The organism is Sulfitobacter sp. W002 (assembly GCF_025142135.1).
GTDB classification, from domain to species: Bacteria; Pseudomonadota; Alphaproteobacteria; order Rhodobacterales; family Rhodobacteraceae; genus Sulfitobacter; species Sulfitobacter profundi.
The window spans coordinates 1,149,315-1,163,517 of record NZ_CP081126.1 but is presented as its reverse complement, the minus strand read 5'-3'; the positions used below and the strand labels follow the sequence as shown (position 1 = coordinate 1,163,517).

General features: G+C 63.6%; 15 protein-coding genes. 13 read left to right on the top strand and 2 right to left on the bottom strand.

The window, feature by feature from the left end; all coding sequences use genetic code 11:
• Positions 1–12: 12 nt before the first annotated feature.
• The 4 genes from phnD (at position 13) to K3758_RS05705 (ending at position 3,788) form a co-directional block, all read left to right on the top strand.
• A complete protein-coding gene (gene phnD, locus K3758_RS05720; protein WP_259948547.1) occupies positions 13–921 on the top strand; it encodes a phosphonate ABC transporter substrate-binding protein in 909 nt (302 codons plus the stop codon).
• A 73-nt stretch (positions 922–994) separates the two neighbouring features.
• Positions 995–1,873, top strand: a complete 879-nt coding sequence (gene phnE, locus K3758_RS05715) for a phosphonate ABC transporter, permease protein PhnE (protein WP_259948546.1) — start codon at positions 995–997, stop codon at positions 1,871–1,873.
• Between the two features lie 65 nt (positions 1,874–1,938).
• Positions 1,939–3,174: a phosphonate ABC transporter, permease protein PhnE gene (gene phnE, locus K3758_RS05710; protein WP_259949984.1), complete on the top strand. Its 1,236-nt coding sequence runs from the start codon at positions 1,939–1,941 to the stop codon at positions 3,172–3,174.
• Entirely contained in the window at positions 3,174–3,788 is a 615-nt protein-coding gene (locus K3758_RS05705) for a chloramphenicol acetyltransferase (protein WP_259948544.1), read from the top strand. Before phnE (K3758_RS05710) ends, K3758_RS05705 begins: the two co-directional genes overlap by 1 nt.
• On the opposite strand, the gene phnF is transcribed toward K3758_RS05705, so the two are convergent.
• Positions 3,785–4,498, bottom strand: a complete 714-nt coding sequence (phnF, locus tag K3758_RS05700; RefSeq protein ID WP_259948543.1) for a phosphonate metabolism transcriptional regulator PhnF — start codon at positions 4,496–4,498, stop codon at positions 3,785–3,787. The genes K3758_RS05705 and phnF overlap by 4 nt on opposite strands.
• 101 nt (positions 4,499–4,599) lie before the next feature.
• On the opposite strand from phnF, the gene phnG reads away from it, so the two are divergent.
• The 7 genes from phnG (at position 4,600) to phnN (ending at position 9,705) form a co-directional block, all read left to right on the top strand.
• Positions 4,600–5,058 carry a phosphonate C-P lyase system protein PhnG gene (gene phnG, locus K3758_RS05695; protein WP_259948540.1) on the top strand — a complete coding sequence of 153 codons (459 nt, stop codon included), beginning with the start codon at positions 4,600–4,602 and terminating at the stop codon, positions 5,056–5,058.
• Positions 5,058–5,618, top strand: a complete 561-nt coding sequence (gene phnH / locus K3758_RS05690; RefSeq protein ID WP_259948537.1) for a phosphonate C-P lyase system protein PhnH — start codon at positions 5,058–5,060, stop codon at positions 5,616–5,618. Before phnG ends, phnH begins: the two co-directional genes overlap by 1 nt.
• Positions 5,618–6,721: a carbon-phosphorus lyase complex subunit PhnI gene (locus K3758_RS05685; protein WP_259948535.1), complete on the top strand. Its 1,104-nt coding sequence runs from the start codon at positions 5,618–5,620 to the stop codon at positions 6,719–6,721. Before phnH ends, K3758_RS05685 begins: the two co-directional genes overlap by 1 nt.
• Positions 6,722–6,768: 47 nt before the next feature.
• Positions 6,769–7,638: an alpha-D-ribose 1-methylphosphonate 5-phosphate C-P-lyase PhnJ gene (locus K3758_RS05680; protein WP_259949982.1), complete on the top strand. Its 870-nt coding sequence runs from the start codon at positions 6,769–6,771 to the stop codon at positions 7,636–7,638.
• The gene (phnK, locus tag K3758_RS05675) at positions 7,635–8,405 is read left to right on the top strand and encodes a phosphonate C-P lyase system protein PhnK (protein ID WP_259948534.1); all 771 of its coding nucleotides are present in this window, start codon (positions 7,635–7,637) and stop codon (positions 8,403–8,405) included. The genes K3758_RS05680 and phnK overlap by 4 nt, the downstream gene beginning before the upstream one ends.
• 71 nt (positions 8,406–8,476) lie before the next feature.
• Positions 8,477–9,160, top strand: coding sequence for a phosphonate C-P lyase system protein PhnL (gene phnL / locus K3758_RS05670; protein WP_259948532.1), 684 nt, complete (start codon positions 8,477–8,479; stop codon positions 9,158–9,160).
• Complete coding sequence (phnN, locus tag K3758_RS05665) at positions 9,157–9,705, top strand: phosphonate metabolism protein/1,5-bisphosphokinase (PRPP-forming) PhnN (RefSeq protein ID WP_259948529.1); 549 nt, start codon at positions 9,157–9,159, stop codon at positions 9,703–9,705. Before phnL ends, phnN begins: the two co-directional genes overlap by 4 nt.
• Here the strand turns inward: phnN and K3758_RS05660 are convergent.
• The gene (locus K3758_RS05660; protein ID WP_259948527.1) at positions 9,681–10,358 is read right to left on the bottom strand and encodes a DUF1045 domain-containing protein; all 678 of its coding nucleotides are present in this window, start codon (positions 10,356–10,358) and stop codon (positions 9,681–9,683) included. The genes phnN and K3758_RS05660 overlap by 25 nt on opposite strands.
• A gap of 47 nt (positions 10,359–10,405) precedes the next feature.
• On the opposite strand from K3758_RS05660, the gene K3758_RS05655 reads away from it, so the two are divergent.
• Positions 10,406–11,554 (top strand): alpha-D-ribose 1-methylphosphonate 5-triphosphate diphosphatase, encoded by a 1,149-nt coding sequence (locus K3758_RS05655; protein WP_259948525.1) that lies wholly within the window; start codon positions 10,406–10,408, stop codon positions 11,552–11,554.
• A gap of 209 nt (positions 11,555–11,763) precedes the next feature.
• The gene (locus tag K3758_RS05650) at positions 11,764–14,163 is read left to right on the top strand and encodes a PAS domain S-box protein (RefSeq protein ID WP_259948523.1); all 2,400 of its coding nucleotides are present in this window, start codon (positions 11,764–11,766) and stop codon (positions 14,161–14,163) included.
• Positions 14,164–14,203 lie beyond the last annotated feature (40 nt).

The window sequence follows — 14,203 nt, the reverse complement described above, 5'->3', positions numbered from 1 at the left end:
GGAGACGACAAAATGAAGAAGCTCATCGCCGCCGCACTGGCAACCACGGCCCTGACCGGCGCTGCACTGGCTCAATCCGCAGATGTCACCGAATTTCGCATCGGCATCCTTGGCGGGGAAAACGCGCAGGACCGGATGAACTCCTACGAATGTCTGCGCGGCTACACCGAAGAGCGCCTCGGCGTTCCGGCCAAACTCTTTGCCCCTGCCGACTATAACGGCGTGATCCAAGGTCTGCTGGGCGGCACGCTCGACATGGCATGGCTGGGTGCCTCGGCCTATGCCGCCGTTCACCTGCAAGACCCCGAAGCGGTTGAGCCGGTGCTGGTCAAGATCAACCTTGATGGCTCCTACGGCTACCACTCCATCGGCTTCGCGCGCAAAGATGCGGGCATCAACACGCTTGAAGACATGCAGGGCAAGGTCTTTGGCTTTGGCGATCCGAACTCCACTTCCGGCTACCTGATCCCTTCCATCGAAATCCCCCAGACGACCGGTGCCACCATGGAATCTGGTGACTACTTCGGCGAAGTGAAATTCACCGGCGGTCACGAGCAGACCATCGTCGCGGTCAACAATGGTGATGTGGCGGGCGGCGTGACATGGGCCGACGGACAGGGCAACTGGGAAGACGGCTACAACTCCGGCGCGCTGCGCAAGGCGGTGGACGCGGGCCTCGTCGACATGAACGATCTGGTGGAAATCTGGCGCTCCAAGCCGATCCCCGAAGGCCCGGTTGTGCTGCGCAAAGACCTGCCTGAAGAGGTCAAATCGACCATGACCGCACTGGTGGATGAGCTGCACGAGATGGACGCCGACTGCGCTTACGGCGTGGCCGCGGGCGAAAGCCTTGGCTTCGATCCGATTGCCCATGACGCCTATGTCTCGATCGTCGAAGCGCGCAAGGCGAAATCCAACTGATCCTAAGGGACAAAAGACATCTGGCAGGTCCCGGCAACGATTGTCGGGGCCTGTCGTCATAGGGGGACGACAGATGCACCAGACCAATACCGCGCCGCAGATCACGGCGGATTACCTTGCCCATACCCGACAAAAGCGGGTGATGAATATGATCCTGTTGGTCGTTTTCGTGGCCCTGCTGATCGGCGGTTTCGGCACCGCCAATGCCCGCAACGCTGGCGGGTTCTGGAACGGGCTGCCCAATGTCTTTGACTTCCCCGCCGATGTGCTGGGCGAGGCTTGGGAGCGCGTCCATCTGCTGCCCGGCTATTTCGTGAAATACCTCCCCTCCCTCATCGAGACGGTGAACATCGCCGGGGCCGCGACGCTGATCGGCGCGCTCTTTGCCTTCTTCGCCGCCCTTCTGGCCACCCGTGGCCTTGCCCCCGCGCCATGGCTCGTCGGCCCGCTGCGCCGTCTGTTGGATGTGCTGCGCGCGGTGCCCGAGATTGTCGTCGCCCTCGTGCTGATCTTCCTGCTCGGCGGTGGCCCGGTGCCCGCGATGATCGCCATCGCGCTGCACACCGTGGGCGCGCTTGGCAAGCTCTTCTCTGAGGTGAACGAGAACGCCTCTCTCAAGCCCGTCGACGGCCTTGCCTCTGTCGGCGCTAGTTGGCTGCAACGCATGGTCTTGGGCGTCGTGCCGCAGGTCGCGCCCAACTACCTCTCCTACGCGCTGCTGCGGTTTGAGATCAACATCCGCGCCTCCGCCATCCTCGGCTTCGTCGGCGCAGGCGGCATCGGCTATGACCTGCGCAACACGATGTCTTGGGGTCAGGGCAAATTCGACGAAGCGGCGGCGATCTTTCTGCTGCTCTTCGGCACCATCATCCTCGTTGACCAAGTCTCAAGCCATTTCCGCGACCGGCTGACCCATGGCCGCGCCTATAAGGACAAGGGAGCCATCCTGTGACCGACCTTACCGCTTCCACCCTCCCCGCCCAGCAGACCGCCAGCCGCAGCTTCCGCCGCAAACGGATGGCAAGCCTCGCCGCGCCGGTGCTGATCCTTCTCTACCTCACCTATGTCTTCTTTGCTTTCGACGTGGCGGGGCTGGGCGATCGGATTAATGTCTCGAACATGAAGACGCTGGTCGCCGATAGCTACAGCTACAAAACCCATGTCGCCCGCGACAACCGCAACGGCGAGATGGAGATCGCCATCGAGGGCGAGCGCAAAGGCCGCTATGCGCCGGGCACCGCCCCCGATTGGGTCACCTTGGGCGAGACGACACGCGTGGAACTGGGCAACGGCCATACCGTCGATCTGGGGCCGGAAGTGCGCTATGACGTGCCGGGCTACGGGCTGATCACCGCCACGCCGGGGCGCAGCGGCGTCAATGCCACCCTGCCCGACGGCCCCCTGCCCGAGTGGATCAACGCCTCCAAAAACCGCCTTGCCGTGACCACGGATGCAGGCCGTCTGACGATCACCCGCAACCGGGCCGAAGTGTTCCGCTATTTCAACGGGTGGGAGCTGTTCTTCTTCACGCTCGACAGCCCCTATCACGGCATGTCCCCGCTGGAACTGCTGCGCAGCGGTGAATACGGCGCGATCTGGCAGGACTTCTGGACCAACAAAATGTGGCGTCATGGCGATGTCGCTTGGGCGCTGGTTGAGACCATTCTCATGGCTTTCCTCGGCACCTTTGGCGCGGCGATGATTGCCCTGCCGCTGGGGTTCCTCGCGGCCAAGAACTTCACCCCTCTGGGCGGTCTGCGCTTCGCCGCGCGACGGTTATTCGACTTCCTGCGCGGGGTCGACGGGCTGATCTGGACCATCGTTCTCTCCCGTGCCTTTGGCCCCGGCCCGCTGACCGGCTCGCTCGCAATCCTGCTGACAGACACCGGCACCTTCGGCAAAATCTTCTCCGAGGCGCTGGAGAATGTGGACGACAAACAGATCGAAGGCATCGCCTCCACCGGGGCCGCCCCCGTTCAGCGCTACCGCTTCGGCGTGATCCCCCAGATCACCCCGGTCCTGCTCAGCCAAGTGCTCTACTATCTGGAGTCCAACACCCGCTCTGCCACCATCATCGGCGCGATCACCGGCGGCGGCATCGGCCTGCTGCTAACTCAGGCCATCATCACTCAAAAGGATTGGGAGGAGGTGAGCTATTACATCGTGCTCATCATCCTGATGGTTATCGCGATGGACAGCTTCTCGGGCTGGCTGCGCCGCAAGTTGATCGCGGGCAATGAGGCGGGCCACTGATGGCGCGTCTCAAAGCCGACGCGCCCTTCCTCCACCCGGACTGCGAAGTGACCGACACGCAGTTCGGGCGCTATGTCGAGATCGGGCGCGCCACGCGCCTCGCCCATTCCGAAATCGGGGATTACTCCTATTGCGACCGCTGGTGCGACATCGCCAACACCCAAGTCGGCAAGTTCAGCAATATCGCCGCCAGCGTGCGCATCGGGGCCACGGATCACCCGATGGAAAAGGCCAGCCTGCACCACTTCCACTACCGCGCCGGAGACTACTTCGACGGGGCCGAGGATGACGCCGATTGGTTCGCCCTCCGCCGCAGCCGCCGCACGGTAATCGGTCATGACACATGGCTGGGCCACGGCGCGCAGGTCCGGCCCGAGGTGACCATCGGGCACGGCGCGGTGGTGGCGGGCGGGGCCATCGTCACCCGCGATGTCGCCCCCTATATGATCGTCGCAGGCATCCCCGCCAAACCGCTGCGCTGCCGCTTTTCCGAAAGCATCGCCGCGCGGATGGAGGAATTGGCGTGGTGGGATTGGCCCCATGACCGGCTGCAAGCATCGCTCAAGGATTTCCAGACCCTGCCCGCCGAAGCGTTTTTGGAAAAATACGCCTAGTCGCCGGGGTTGAGGGTCAGCGTCACCCGATCACCCGCGAACCACGTCACCCCGTATTCCACCGGCTCGCCCCCGGGGTCCACGTTGATCCCGGCAGAGCGCAAGATCGGCGCGCCTTCGGACAGCCGCAAATGCAGCGCCTGCGTGGCATTGGCCAGCTTCGCCGTCAGCCGGGTCGAGGCGCGGGTGTAATCCGCCACCCCGCCCTGCGCCAAGGCCGTGGTGACGGAACGACTGGCCTCAAGCGCTTCCAACAGATCGGGAAACCGCACGGCGGGGAAGATGCTGCGGAAGATAGCGATGGGCTGCTCATCGGCCAGCGACAGCCCTTCATAGACATGCACGAGCGCCTCCCCATCCAGCCCCAACTGCGCGGCCTCATGGGCCGAGGCCGCGCGACTCTCCAACGTCAAAATCTCCTTGGCCGGCACCCGCCCCGCCGCCGCAAGGTTCTGATGAAAACGCACCCGTTTGCCGATGGGATAATCCGTGGGGCGCTGCGCCACGAAGACCCCCGCCCCCCGGCGGCTGTAGGTCAGCCCGCTCTCGTTCATGTCACTGATCGCGCGACGCACCGTATGGCGGTTGACCCCGAAACGCACCGCCAATTGCGCCTCGGTCGGGAGCCGGTCGCCGGGGGCGTATTTCCCCGTGGCGATGTCATGGGTCAGCGTGGCGGTGATGGTTTTCCAAATCGCAGTACGGGCCATGTCGCAGAAGTTTCACATATCCAAGCTTGCGCCAGCGGGAGGCCAGCGGCTAATACTTGTCTAGTTGTATAGTAAATTAGACAAATGCACAAGGTGTCTAGATGACGGTTGAAACCAAAGAAAAGACCCGCGATCGGCAGGCTTGGATGGGCCTGCTCGCGCGGGCCGAGGCCGCTGATCTGGCCCGGCTCTGGGCGCGCTACGGCGCGGTCCCAGTCCATGACCTGCTCCGCGCGCCAGAGATCGGCGGCGTCATGCTGCGGGGCCGGATGGGCGCCGTGGGCGATGCCTTTAACATGGGCGAAATGTCGGTCACGCGCTGCTCGGTGCGGCTGGCGGAAGGCCCTGACGGCCACGCCTATGTCCAAGGCCGCAGTCGCGACAAGGCGCTGCAAGCGGCCCTTACCGACGCGCTGATGCAAAGCGGTGCGGCGGATGAGGTCCGCGCCAAACTGCTCGACCCGCTGGCCGAGATCGAAAGCCAGCGCCGCGCCAGCCGTGCCGCCAAGGCCGCCGCCACCAAGGTCGACTTTTTCACCATGGTCCGAGGAGAAGACTGATGCAGACCCTATCGCTGACAGGCGGGTTTCGCGACGCGCCCAAAGACGCCGCTTTTGCCTTTCGCGCGGTGATGAACGCCATGGCCAAACCGGGTGAGATCAACAGCGTGACCGGGGCCGAACCGCCCGCGGGCCTCTCCACTGCCGCCGGGGTCGTCCTGCTGACACTCTGCGACCCCGAGGCGCCGCTCTACCTTGCTCCCGGCTTCGACCGGCCCGAATTGCGCGACTGGATCACCTTTCACACCGGTGCGCCCTTCGCCCCGGCCAGTGCGGCGCTTTTCGCCTTGGGCACTTGGGACGAACTGCCCCTCAGCGACTTCCCCCTCGGGACCGCCGCCTATCCCGACCGCTCTGCCACGCTGATCGTCGAGGTTGATGATCTGAGCGCCGAGGGCGCAACCCTCTCCGGCCCCGGCATCAAAGAAAGCGCAGCGCTGTCGCTGCCCGACCGCGCGGCCTTTCAGCAAAACGCGACGCTCTTCCCGCGTGGTTTGGATTTCATTTTCACCTGCGGCGACCGATTGGCGGCGCTGCCCCGAAGCACAAAGGTGTCCTGATGTATGTAGCGGTAAAAGGCGGCGAGCGGGCGATTGACAACGCCCACGCATGGCTTGCCGAAGAGCGGCGCGGCGATGCAAGCGTGCCGGAACTGAGCGTTGCGCAAATTCGCCAGCAGATGACGCTGGCGGTGAACCGGGTAATGGCAGAAGGCTCGCTCTATGACCCTGACCTCGCCGCGCTGGCGATCAAACAGGCGCGGGGCGATCTGATCGAAGCGGTGTTCTTGATCCGCGCCTATCGCACCACCCTGCCGCGTTTCGGTGCCTCGCGCCCGATGGAGACTGGCACCATGGCCTGCGACCGCCGCGTCTCGGCCACCTTCAAGGATGCGCCGGGCGGGCAGGTCTTGGGGCCGACCTTCGACTACACGCACCGGCTGCTGGATTTCAAACTCGCCGCCGATGGTGAGGTGCCCCCGGCCCCCGAAGCGCCCGAGGCCGAACCGCCCGCGGAGACGCCGCACATCATGGAATTCCTCGACCGCGAAGGGCTGATGCAGCGCGATGCGGACAGTCAGACCCCGCCGCGCGACCTGACGCGCGAGCCTTTGGAACTCCCCGCCCCCCGCGACCTGCGCCTGCAAGCGCTGACCCGCGGCGACGAAGGCTTCGTCCTCGGCATGGCCTACTCCACGCAACGCGGCTATGCGCGCAACCACGCTTTCGTCGCGGAACTGCGCATCGGCAAAGTCGCGGTCGAAATGGACATTCCCGAACTCGGCTTCGCCATTGAGATCGGCGAGGTCGAGCTGACCGAATGCGAAACGGTGAACCAATTTGCAGGCTCTAAGACCGAGCCGCCGCAGTTCACCCGTGGCTATGGGCTGGTCTTTGGCATGTCCGAGCGCAAGGCGATCTCCATGGCGCTGGTGGACAGGGCATTGCGTTGGGAGGAGTTGGGCGAAGACAACCTCGGCGCGCCTGCGCAGGATGCGGAATTCGTGCTCTATCACGCCGACAACATCCAAGCGACAGGGTTCTTGGAGCATATCAAACTGCCCCATTACGTCGATTTCCAATCCGAACTCGAACTGATTCGCAAACTGCGCCGCGAGGCGACAGCCGCGGCCCAAGACGCACCACGGGAGGCCGCGGAATGAGCCCCGCCATGACACAGAGTGACCAAGACAGGCATGAGGACCGGGGCATGAACGACTACAATTTTGCCTATCTGGACGAGCAGACCAAGCGAATGATCCGCCGCGCGATCCTGAAAGGGCTGGCGATCCCGGGCTATCAGGTGCCCTTTGCCAGCCGCGAGATGCCGATGCCTTACGGCTGGGGCACCGGCGGGGTGCAGGTCTCTGCCGCGGTGCTGACGCCCGAGGATACTTTTAAGGTAATCGACCAAGGCGCGGACGACACGACCAACGCCGTCTCGATCCGCCGCTTTTTCCAAAAGACCGCATGCGTCGCGGTGACCGAAGCCACGACCGAGGCCAGCGTCATCCAAACCCGCCACCGCATCCCCGAAGCGGCGCTGCGCGAGGATCAGGTGCTGGTCTATCAGGTGCCGATCCCCGAACCGCTGCGCTTTCTTGAACCTTCGGAAGTCGAGACCCGCAAGATGCACGAGCTGGAGGAATACGGGCTGATGCATGTAAAGCTCTACGAAGACATCGCCCAACACGGCGCGATTGCCACGGCCTATGCCTATCCGGTCAAGGTCGAGGGGCGCTATGTCATGGACCCGTCGCCGATCCCGAAATTCGACAATCCAAAACTGGAAATGGCCGCGATCCAACTCTTCGGCGCGGGGCGCGAACAGCGGATCTATGCGCTGCCGCCCTATACGCAGGTCGTGTCGCTGGATTTTGAGGACTACCCCTTTGAGGCTAGCAAAGCGGATCACCCCTGCGGCCTTTGCGGGGCCGAGGACAGCTATTTGGATGAGTTGATCGTCGATGACGAGGGCGGGCGTTTGTTCATGTGTTCTGACACCGATTACTGCGCAGCCCGTCAGGCGGCTGGGCATCGCGGCGCGGAAGCGGCCCCCGTGTTGGAGGGCATGGCATGACCCCCTTGTTGCAAGTTGAAAACATCGCGAAATTCTACGGCGCGCGGATTGGCTGCACCGATGTCAGCTTTGACCTCTACCCCGGTGAGGTGATGGGCATCGTCGGCGAAAGTGGCTCCGGCAAGTCGACGCTGCTGAACACGCTGGCGGGGCATCTGACGCCGGATCGTGGGGCTGTGCGTTTTGACACCCGCGCCGATGGCCTGCGCGACACGGTGACGATGAGCGAGCCGGAGCGCCGGATGCTGTCGCGCACCGATTGGGCCTTTGTGCACCAACACGCCCGCGACGGACTGCGCATGAATGTGAGCGCAGGCGGCAATGTGGGCGAGCGGCTGATGGCCGTGGGCGCACGGCATTACGGCGACATCCGCGCCAGCGCCACCGATTGGCTGGGCCGAGTGGAGATCAACGAAGATCGGATCGATGACCGGCCTTCCGCCTTCTCGGGCGGGATGCAGCAGCGTTTGCAGATTGCCCGCAACCTCGTGACCGGGCCGCGACTGGTGTTCATGGACGAACCCACCGGCGGGCTGGATGTGAGCGTTCAGGCGCGGCTGCTCGACCTCTTGCGCGGGCTTGTGCGCGAGATGGGGCTGAGCGCCATCATCGTGACCCATGATCTGGCGGTGGTGCGGTTGCTGGCGGACCGGCTGATGGTGATGAAGGACGGCCATTTGGTGGAAACCGGGCTGACGGATCAGGTCTTGGATGACCCGCAGCATGGCTATACGCAGCTTTTGGTCTCTAGCGTGCTACAGGTTTGACCGTGCAGGGAAATGTTTCGCACGCGAAACAAATGACAAACGTTAACAATAGGTTAAACAAGGCTGAACCCATGATACGCGTGGAAAATGTGAGCAAATCCTTCACCCTGCACAACCAAGGTGCGGCGGTGATCCCGGTGATGCGCGGCGGTGACTTGACCGTGGCGCGCGGCGAATGCGTGGCGCTGACCGGGGCCTCGGGGGCCGGGAAATCAACGCTGATGCGGATGATCTATGGCAATTATCTGACCGCTTCGGGCCGGGTCATGGTGGGCGATCTGGATGTCGCCCGCGCCGCCCCGCGTGAGATATTGGACCTGCGCCGCAACGTGCTGGGCTATGTCAGCCAGTTTTTGCGGGTGGTGCCACGGGTGGCGACGCTTGACGTGGTGGCCGAACCGCTCCGCGCGGTGGGCAACAGCGAAGCCGATGCACGGGCGCGGGCCGGAGAGTTGCTGGCGCAGCTCAACATCCCCGAGCGGCTTTGGCAGCTTAGCCCCACGACCTTCTCGGGCGGGGAGCAGCAGAGGGTGAACATCGCGCGCGGCTTTGCGCATCCTTACCCCGTTTTGCTGCTGGATGAGCCGACAGCGAGCCTTGATGCCACCAACCGCGCCACGGTGCTGGCGCTGATCGAAGAAGCCAAAGCGCGCGGCACGGCGATCTTGGGCATCTTCCATGACGAGGCCGCCCGCGACCAAATCTGCGACCGCGAGGTGGATGTCACCCGTTTCACCCCCGGACTGGCCGCATGAGCGGGCGTTTTATCGCGGTGGTCGGCCCGTCAGGTGTGGGCAAGGACAGCGTGATGGCGGCGCTGGCCAAGGCACAGCCCGATTTGTTCCTCGCCCGCCGCGCCATCACCCGCCCGAGTGCTGCGGGGGGCGAAGACTTTGACGGGATCGATGAGGCCGCGTTCCTGCGGTTGGAGGCAGATGGCGCCTTTGCCCTGAGTTGGGCTGCGCATGGGTTGCGCTATGGCATCCCCATCGCGGTGGAGACGGCCCTAGCCGAAGGGCGCGACGTGCTGGCGAACCTCTCTCGCAGCATGCTGACCGAGGCAAAGCTGCGGTTTGCGCGGTTCGAAGTGCTATCGCTGACCGCTTCGCCCGACGTATTGGCGGACCGGCTGCGGGGCCGTGGGCGCGAAACCGAAGCGGAAATCACCGCACGGCTGGCCCGGGCCGACCGCGCCCTGCCCGACCATATCGCGGCGATCGAGATTGATAACTCCGGCCCGCTCAAGCAGACCGTGGCACAGGCGTCGGCGGCGCTTTATCCCGAGAGGGCGGCGCGGTGAACCTCGTGGAACATACCGTCTTCGGCCTGCCCCACCAGCGTCAGGCTGCTCAGCACAAAGGGCTGTGGCAGATGCGGCGCGATATAGGGGGCCAGCGCCGCGGTCACCTGTGGCAGATCACTTTTCGAGAGCTTGCCGGTCAGGGTGATGTGAAAGCGAAACACCTCCATCACGTAAGGATAGCCCCATTTCGTCAGGTTCGCCTCTTGCGCCGGGGTCAGGTTGGCTTGACGGCGGCGGGCCAAATCCGCCTCTGCCGGGGGCGCGCGGAAGGCATCGAGCCCGCGCACCACCTCGGCGGCCATGGCGTTGAGCGCAGCGGTGTCCCCCTCAGGCGTCAGCGCCAGAAAGCGGCCCAGCGGGGTCAGGGCCAGACAGTCCAGCGTGACGGGGGCAAGCTGCGTGCACAATGTCTCGAACGCGGATTGCAGGCCGTCAGCCGTAGCCCCCTCGGCCAAAACGAAAGGCGGCTTGATCGTCGCATGCAGCCCGTATTTGCGCGGCGTTTCGGTCAGGGCGGCCACGTCCAGCCCGGCCACTTCCGGATGCGCCACGGCCTGCCCGCGTGCCACATCCCAGCCAAGCCAAGCGGCGCCGGCCTCGGCCAATGCGCCCTGCGGCGTGTAATAGATCGCGTAGCGGTCGAACTTCATTCATCTTCTCCCTGCATCCATGGATGCGCAACAAGCGTGACGTTCACATGACAAAAGAAACCATTCTCGCCAATGCCAAAATCATCCTGCCCGATGCGGTGATCCCCGGCAGCGTGGTGCTGCGCGACGGGGTGATCGCCGATATCGCCGAAGGCACCGCCGTGCCACAGGGGGCGGTCGATTGCGAAGGCCGCTACCTCGCCCCCGGTCTGGTGGAACTGCATACCGACAACCTTGAACGCCATATGAAGCCGCGGCCCAAGGTCGACTGGCCGCACCGTGCCGCAATCATCGCCCATGACCGCGAACTGGCGGGCACCGGGATCACCACCGTCTTCGACGCGATCCGGGTGGGATCGATCCTCTCGGACGAAGGGCGCAAACGTTACGGAAAATACGCCCGCGACATGGCCGATGAGATCCTGATGATGCGCGACAGCGGGGCGCTGGCGATCAGCCACCATATCCACCTGCGCGCCGAGATCTGTTCCGAAACGCTGGAGGAGGAACTGGCCGAGTTTGGCCCCGACGACAAGGTCGGCATCGTCAGCCTGATGGATCACACCCCCGGCCAGCGGCAATTCCGCGACGTGCAAAAGTTCGAGGATTACGTCTGCGGCAAGAACGGCCTGCCGCGGGAGGATTTCGGCGATTACGTCACCTTCCTGCATGGGCTGCAAGACCGGCTGGGCGCGAAACATGAGGCGGCGGCGGTGGCGGCAGCCAAGCACTATGGCGCGGCGCTGGCGAGCCACGATGACACCACGGCAGAACAGGTCGCGACCAGCCACGCCCACGGCGTGCGCTTGGCTGAATTCCCCACCACCCGCGCGGCGGCAGAGGCCTGCCACGCCCAAGACATCGCAACGATCATGGGCGCGCCGAACCTCGTGCGCGGCGGGTCGCATTCGGGCAATGTGGCGGCAAAGGAATTGGCGGAACTGGACCTGCTCGATATTCTGTCGTCTGACTATGTCCCCGCGGCCCTGCTGTTGGGGGCGGTGCAACTGGGCAATCTATGGGGCGATATGGCGCGGGGGCTGGCGACCGTCACCCGCACGCCCGCGCATCACGTAGGCCTGACCGACCGGGGCGAGATTGCCTTGGGCGCGCGGGCCGATCTGATCCTGTTCGAGGTGATGAAAGACGCGCCGATCCTGCGGTCGGTCTATGCCATGGGCCACCGCGTCGCGTAGCCTCTCATCCTCTCCGGCATCCGCCAATCTTGGCGGGTGCTGGCCCGCGTTTTTCTGCGCGAAAACCCGCCCCTTGAAAGAATGCGCTTTTTGCGCTCGTCTTGCCGCTTCATAAGACTAGGTTACATATACCCTGCAACTTGCAGGTCGAATTTAGCCGGGTCCAGCGACCGACAAGCTTGAGGAAAATGGTGCAAGAAGCATTGAGATTGGCGAGCGATCGCCTTGGGCAGATCGTCGAAGACGCGGCAAGCGAAGTTTACCTGTTTTCAGTCGAAGACTTTACCTTCACCCTCGCCAATCGCGGCGCGCGGGAAAACCTTGGCTATTCGATGGAAGAGCTGCGCGGCATGGCGGCGTGGGACATCAAGCCCGAACTGACGCGCGAGGCGTTTCTGGACCTCGTTGAGCCGCTGATCAACGGCGAGACGACAACGCTTGAATATGAGACGGTCCACCAGCGCAAGGACGGCTCGCGGTATTGCGTTCTGACCCATTTGCAGCTGATCTCAACCGAGGGCGAAAAGGTCCTTTATGCGGCCATTCAGGACATCACCAAACAGAAAGAGACCAACGCGGCGCTGACCAAAGTCTCGGCCCGGCTGGACGCGATCCTGAGCAATACCACGATGGCCATCTTCATGATGGACGACAAACAGCAATGCGTCTTTATGAACCGCGCAGCCGAAGAGTTGACCGGCTATAAATTCGAGGAAACCGTCAACAGACCGCTGCATGACGTGATCCACCACACCCACCCCGACGGGCGGCATTTTCCCATCGAAGACTGCGCCATCGACCGCGCTTTTCCGGAAAACCACCAGACGCAGGGTGAGGAAACCTTTGTCCATAAGGACGGCAGTTTCTACCCCGTGGGCTTCACCGCCTCGCCGATGAAGGATGAGACCGGCAAAACCGTGGGCACCGTGATCGAGGCCCGCGACCTGCGCGAAGAACTGCGCGCACGCAACGCCGAGATTGAGTTCAACAACGCGCTGAAAACCAAGGTCGAAGAGGCCATGGCCGAGCGGGACCGGCTTGAGGCGCAGTTGGTACAGGCGCAAAAGATGGAAGCCGTGGGCCAACTCACTGGCGGCATTGCGCATGACTTCAACAACCTGCTTCAGGTGGTGGGCAGCAACCTTCAGCTTTTGTCAAAGGAACTGGCCGAGGGCGACGCCAAGCGGCGGTTTGTCGACAACGCCATGGCGGGGGTGTCGCGCGGCGCAAAGCTGACCGCGCAACTGCTCGCCTTTGGGCGGCAGCAACCCTTGGAGCCGAAGCCGCAGAACCTTGGCCGATTGGTGCGGGGCATGGACGACATGTTGCGCCGCACCCTTGGCGAAGGGATCGAGGTCGAGACGGTGATCTCGGGCGGGCTGTGGAACTGTCTTGTCGATCCGGCGCAGTTGGAAAACGTGATCCTGAACCTTGCGATCAACGCGCGCGACGCGATGGCCCACCATGGCAAGCTGACAATCGAAGTGGGCAACGCCGCACTTGACGATGCCTATGCCCAAAGCCACCCGAATGTGGTCCCCGGCCAATATGTCATGCTGGCGATCACCGATACCGGCGCAGGCATCCCGCCCGAGATTATGGAAAAGGTCTTTGACCCTTTCTTCACCACCAAAGACACGGGCGAAGGCACGGGGCTTGGCCTCAGCATGGTTTACGGCTTCATCAAACAGTCTGGCGGTCATATCAAACTCTACAGCGAAGAGAGCCAAGGCACGACCGTGCGGGTCTATCTGCCACGCACGCAGCGCCAGGAAGAAAGCGCCCCGTTGCCTGCCGCAACCGAAACGCCCACGGGCAGCGGTGAGGTGATCCTCGTGGTCGAAGACGACGCCGCCGTGCGCGAGACCGCCGTCGATCAGCTGCGCGATCTTGGCTATGGCGTGCTGACCGCCGAGAACGCCGATAGCGCGCTGGCGATTGTCAAAAGCGGTGTGCAGATCAATCTGCTCTTTACCGATGTGGTCATGCCCGGCAAAATCCGCAGCCCCGAGCTTGCCCGCGAGACCAAGGCGCATCTGCCGAATGTCGGCGTGCTCTTTACCTCGGGCTATACTCAGAACGCGATTGTCCACGCCGGGCGGCTTGACGAAGGGGTCGATCTGCTGAGCAAACCCTACACCCGCGAGCGGCTGGCCCTGAAAATTCATGAGATTCTCTCTCGCCAATCCGGCACCGATGCCGCCCACTTGGCGCAGGAAGACGCGCACAGCGCCCCCGATGACGCGCTCAAGGTTTTGCTGGTCGAAGACGACGCGCTGATCTGCATGGCGACCGCGGATATGCTTGCCGATCTGGGCTATGCCGTGACCGAAGCCGACAGCGTCGCCGCCGCCGAACGCAGCCTTGAGGCCGAGCGGTTCGACATCATGTTCACCGATCTCGGCCTGCCCGACGGCTCTGGCATGGATCTGGTGCAGCACGTCACGCAACTACGCCCCGAGATCGCGGTTATCATCGCCTCTGGGGCCGATCCGCGAGAATATGCCGAAGGCGAGACCGAGCCCTCGCGCTATGTCAGCTTGATGAAACCCTATGACGAGCATTCTTTGAAACGCGCCTTGGAGCAGTGCAAAGAGCCTACGGGATAAGGCGGCTAGGATCAGCCCCGTTTTCGATCTATGACGTGAG

Excerpts from the sequence above, each read along its gene's own strand:
- phnE (WP_259948546.1), top strand. The coding sequence starts at position 995 with ATGCACCAGACCAATACCGCGCCGCAGATCACGGCGGATTACCTTGCC.
- phnF (WP_259948543.1), bottom strand. The coding sequence starts at position 4,498 with ATGGCCCGTACTGCGATTTGGAAAACCATCACCGCCACGCTGACCCAT.
- K3758_RS05705 (WP_259948544.1), top strand. The coding sequence starts at position 3,174 with ATGGCGCGTCTCAAAGCCGACGCGCCCTTCCTCCACCCGGACTGCGAA.
- phnG (WP_259948540.1), top strand. The coding sequence starts at position 4,600 with ATGACGGTTGAAACCAAAGAAAAGACCCGCGATCGGCAGGCTTGGATG.
- phnH (WP_259948537.1), top strand. The coding sequence starts at position 5,058 with ATGCAGACCCTATCGCTGACAGGCGGGTTTCGCGACGCGCCCAAAGAC.
- phnE (WP_259949984.1), top strand. The coding sequence starts at position 1,939 with ATGGCAAGCCTCGCCGCGCCGGTGCTGATCCTTCTCTACCTCACCTAT.
- K3758_RS05655 (WP_259948525.1), top strand. The coding sequence starts at position 10,406 with ATGACAAAAGAAACCATTCTCGCCAATGCCAAAATCATCCTGCCCGAT.
- phnD (WP_259948547.1), top strand. The coding sequence starts at position 13 with ATGAAGAAGCTCATCGCCGCCGCACTGGCAACCACGGCCCTGACCGGC.
- K3758_RS05680 (WP_259949982.1), top strand. The coding sequence starts at position 6,769 with ATGAACGACTACAATTTTGCCTATCTGGACGAGCAGACCAAGCGAATG.
- phnN (WP_259948529.1), top strand. The coding sequence starts at position 9,157 with ATGAGCGGGCGTTTTATCGCGGTGGTCGGCCCGTCAGGTGTGGGCAAG.
- phnK (WP_259948534.1), top strand. The coding sequence starts at position 7,635 with ATGACCCCCTTGTTGCAAGTTGAAAACATCGCGAAATTCTACGGCGCG.
- K3758_RS05685 (WP_259948535.1), top strand. The coding sequence starts at position 5,618 with ATGTATGTAGCGGTAAAAGGCGGCGAGCGGGCGATTGACAACGCCCAC.
- phnL (WP_259948532.1), top strand. The coding sequence starts at position 8,477 with ATGATACGCGTGGAAAATGTGAGCAAATCCTTCACCCTGCACAACCAA.
- K3758_RS05660 (WP_259948527.1), bottom strand. The coding sequence starts at position 10,358 with ATGAAGTTCGACCGCTACGCGATCTATTACACGCCGCAGGGCGCATTG.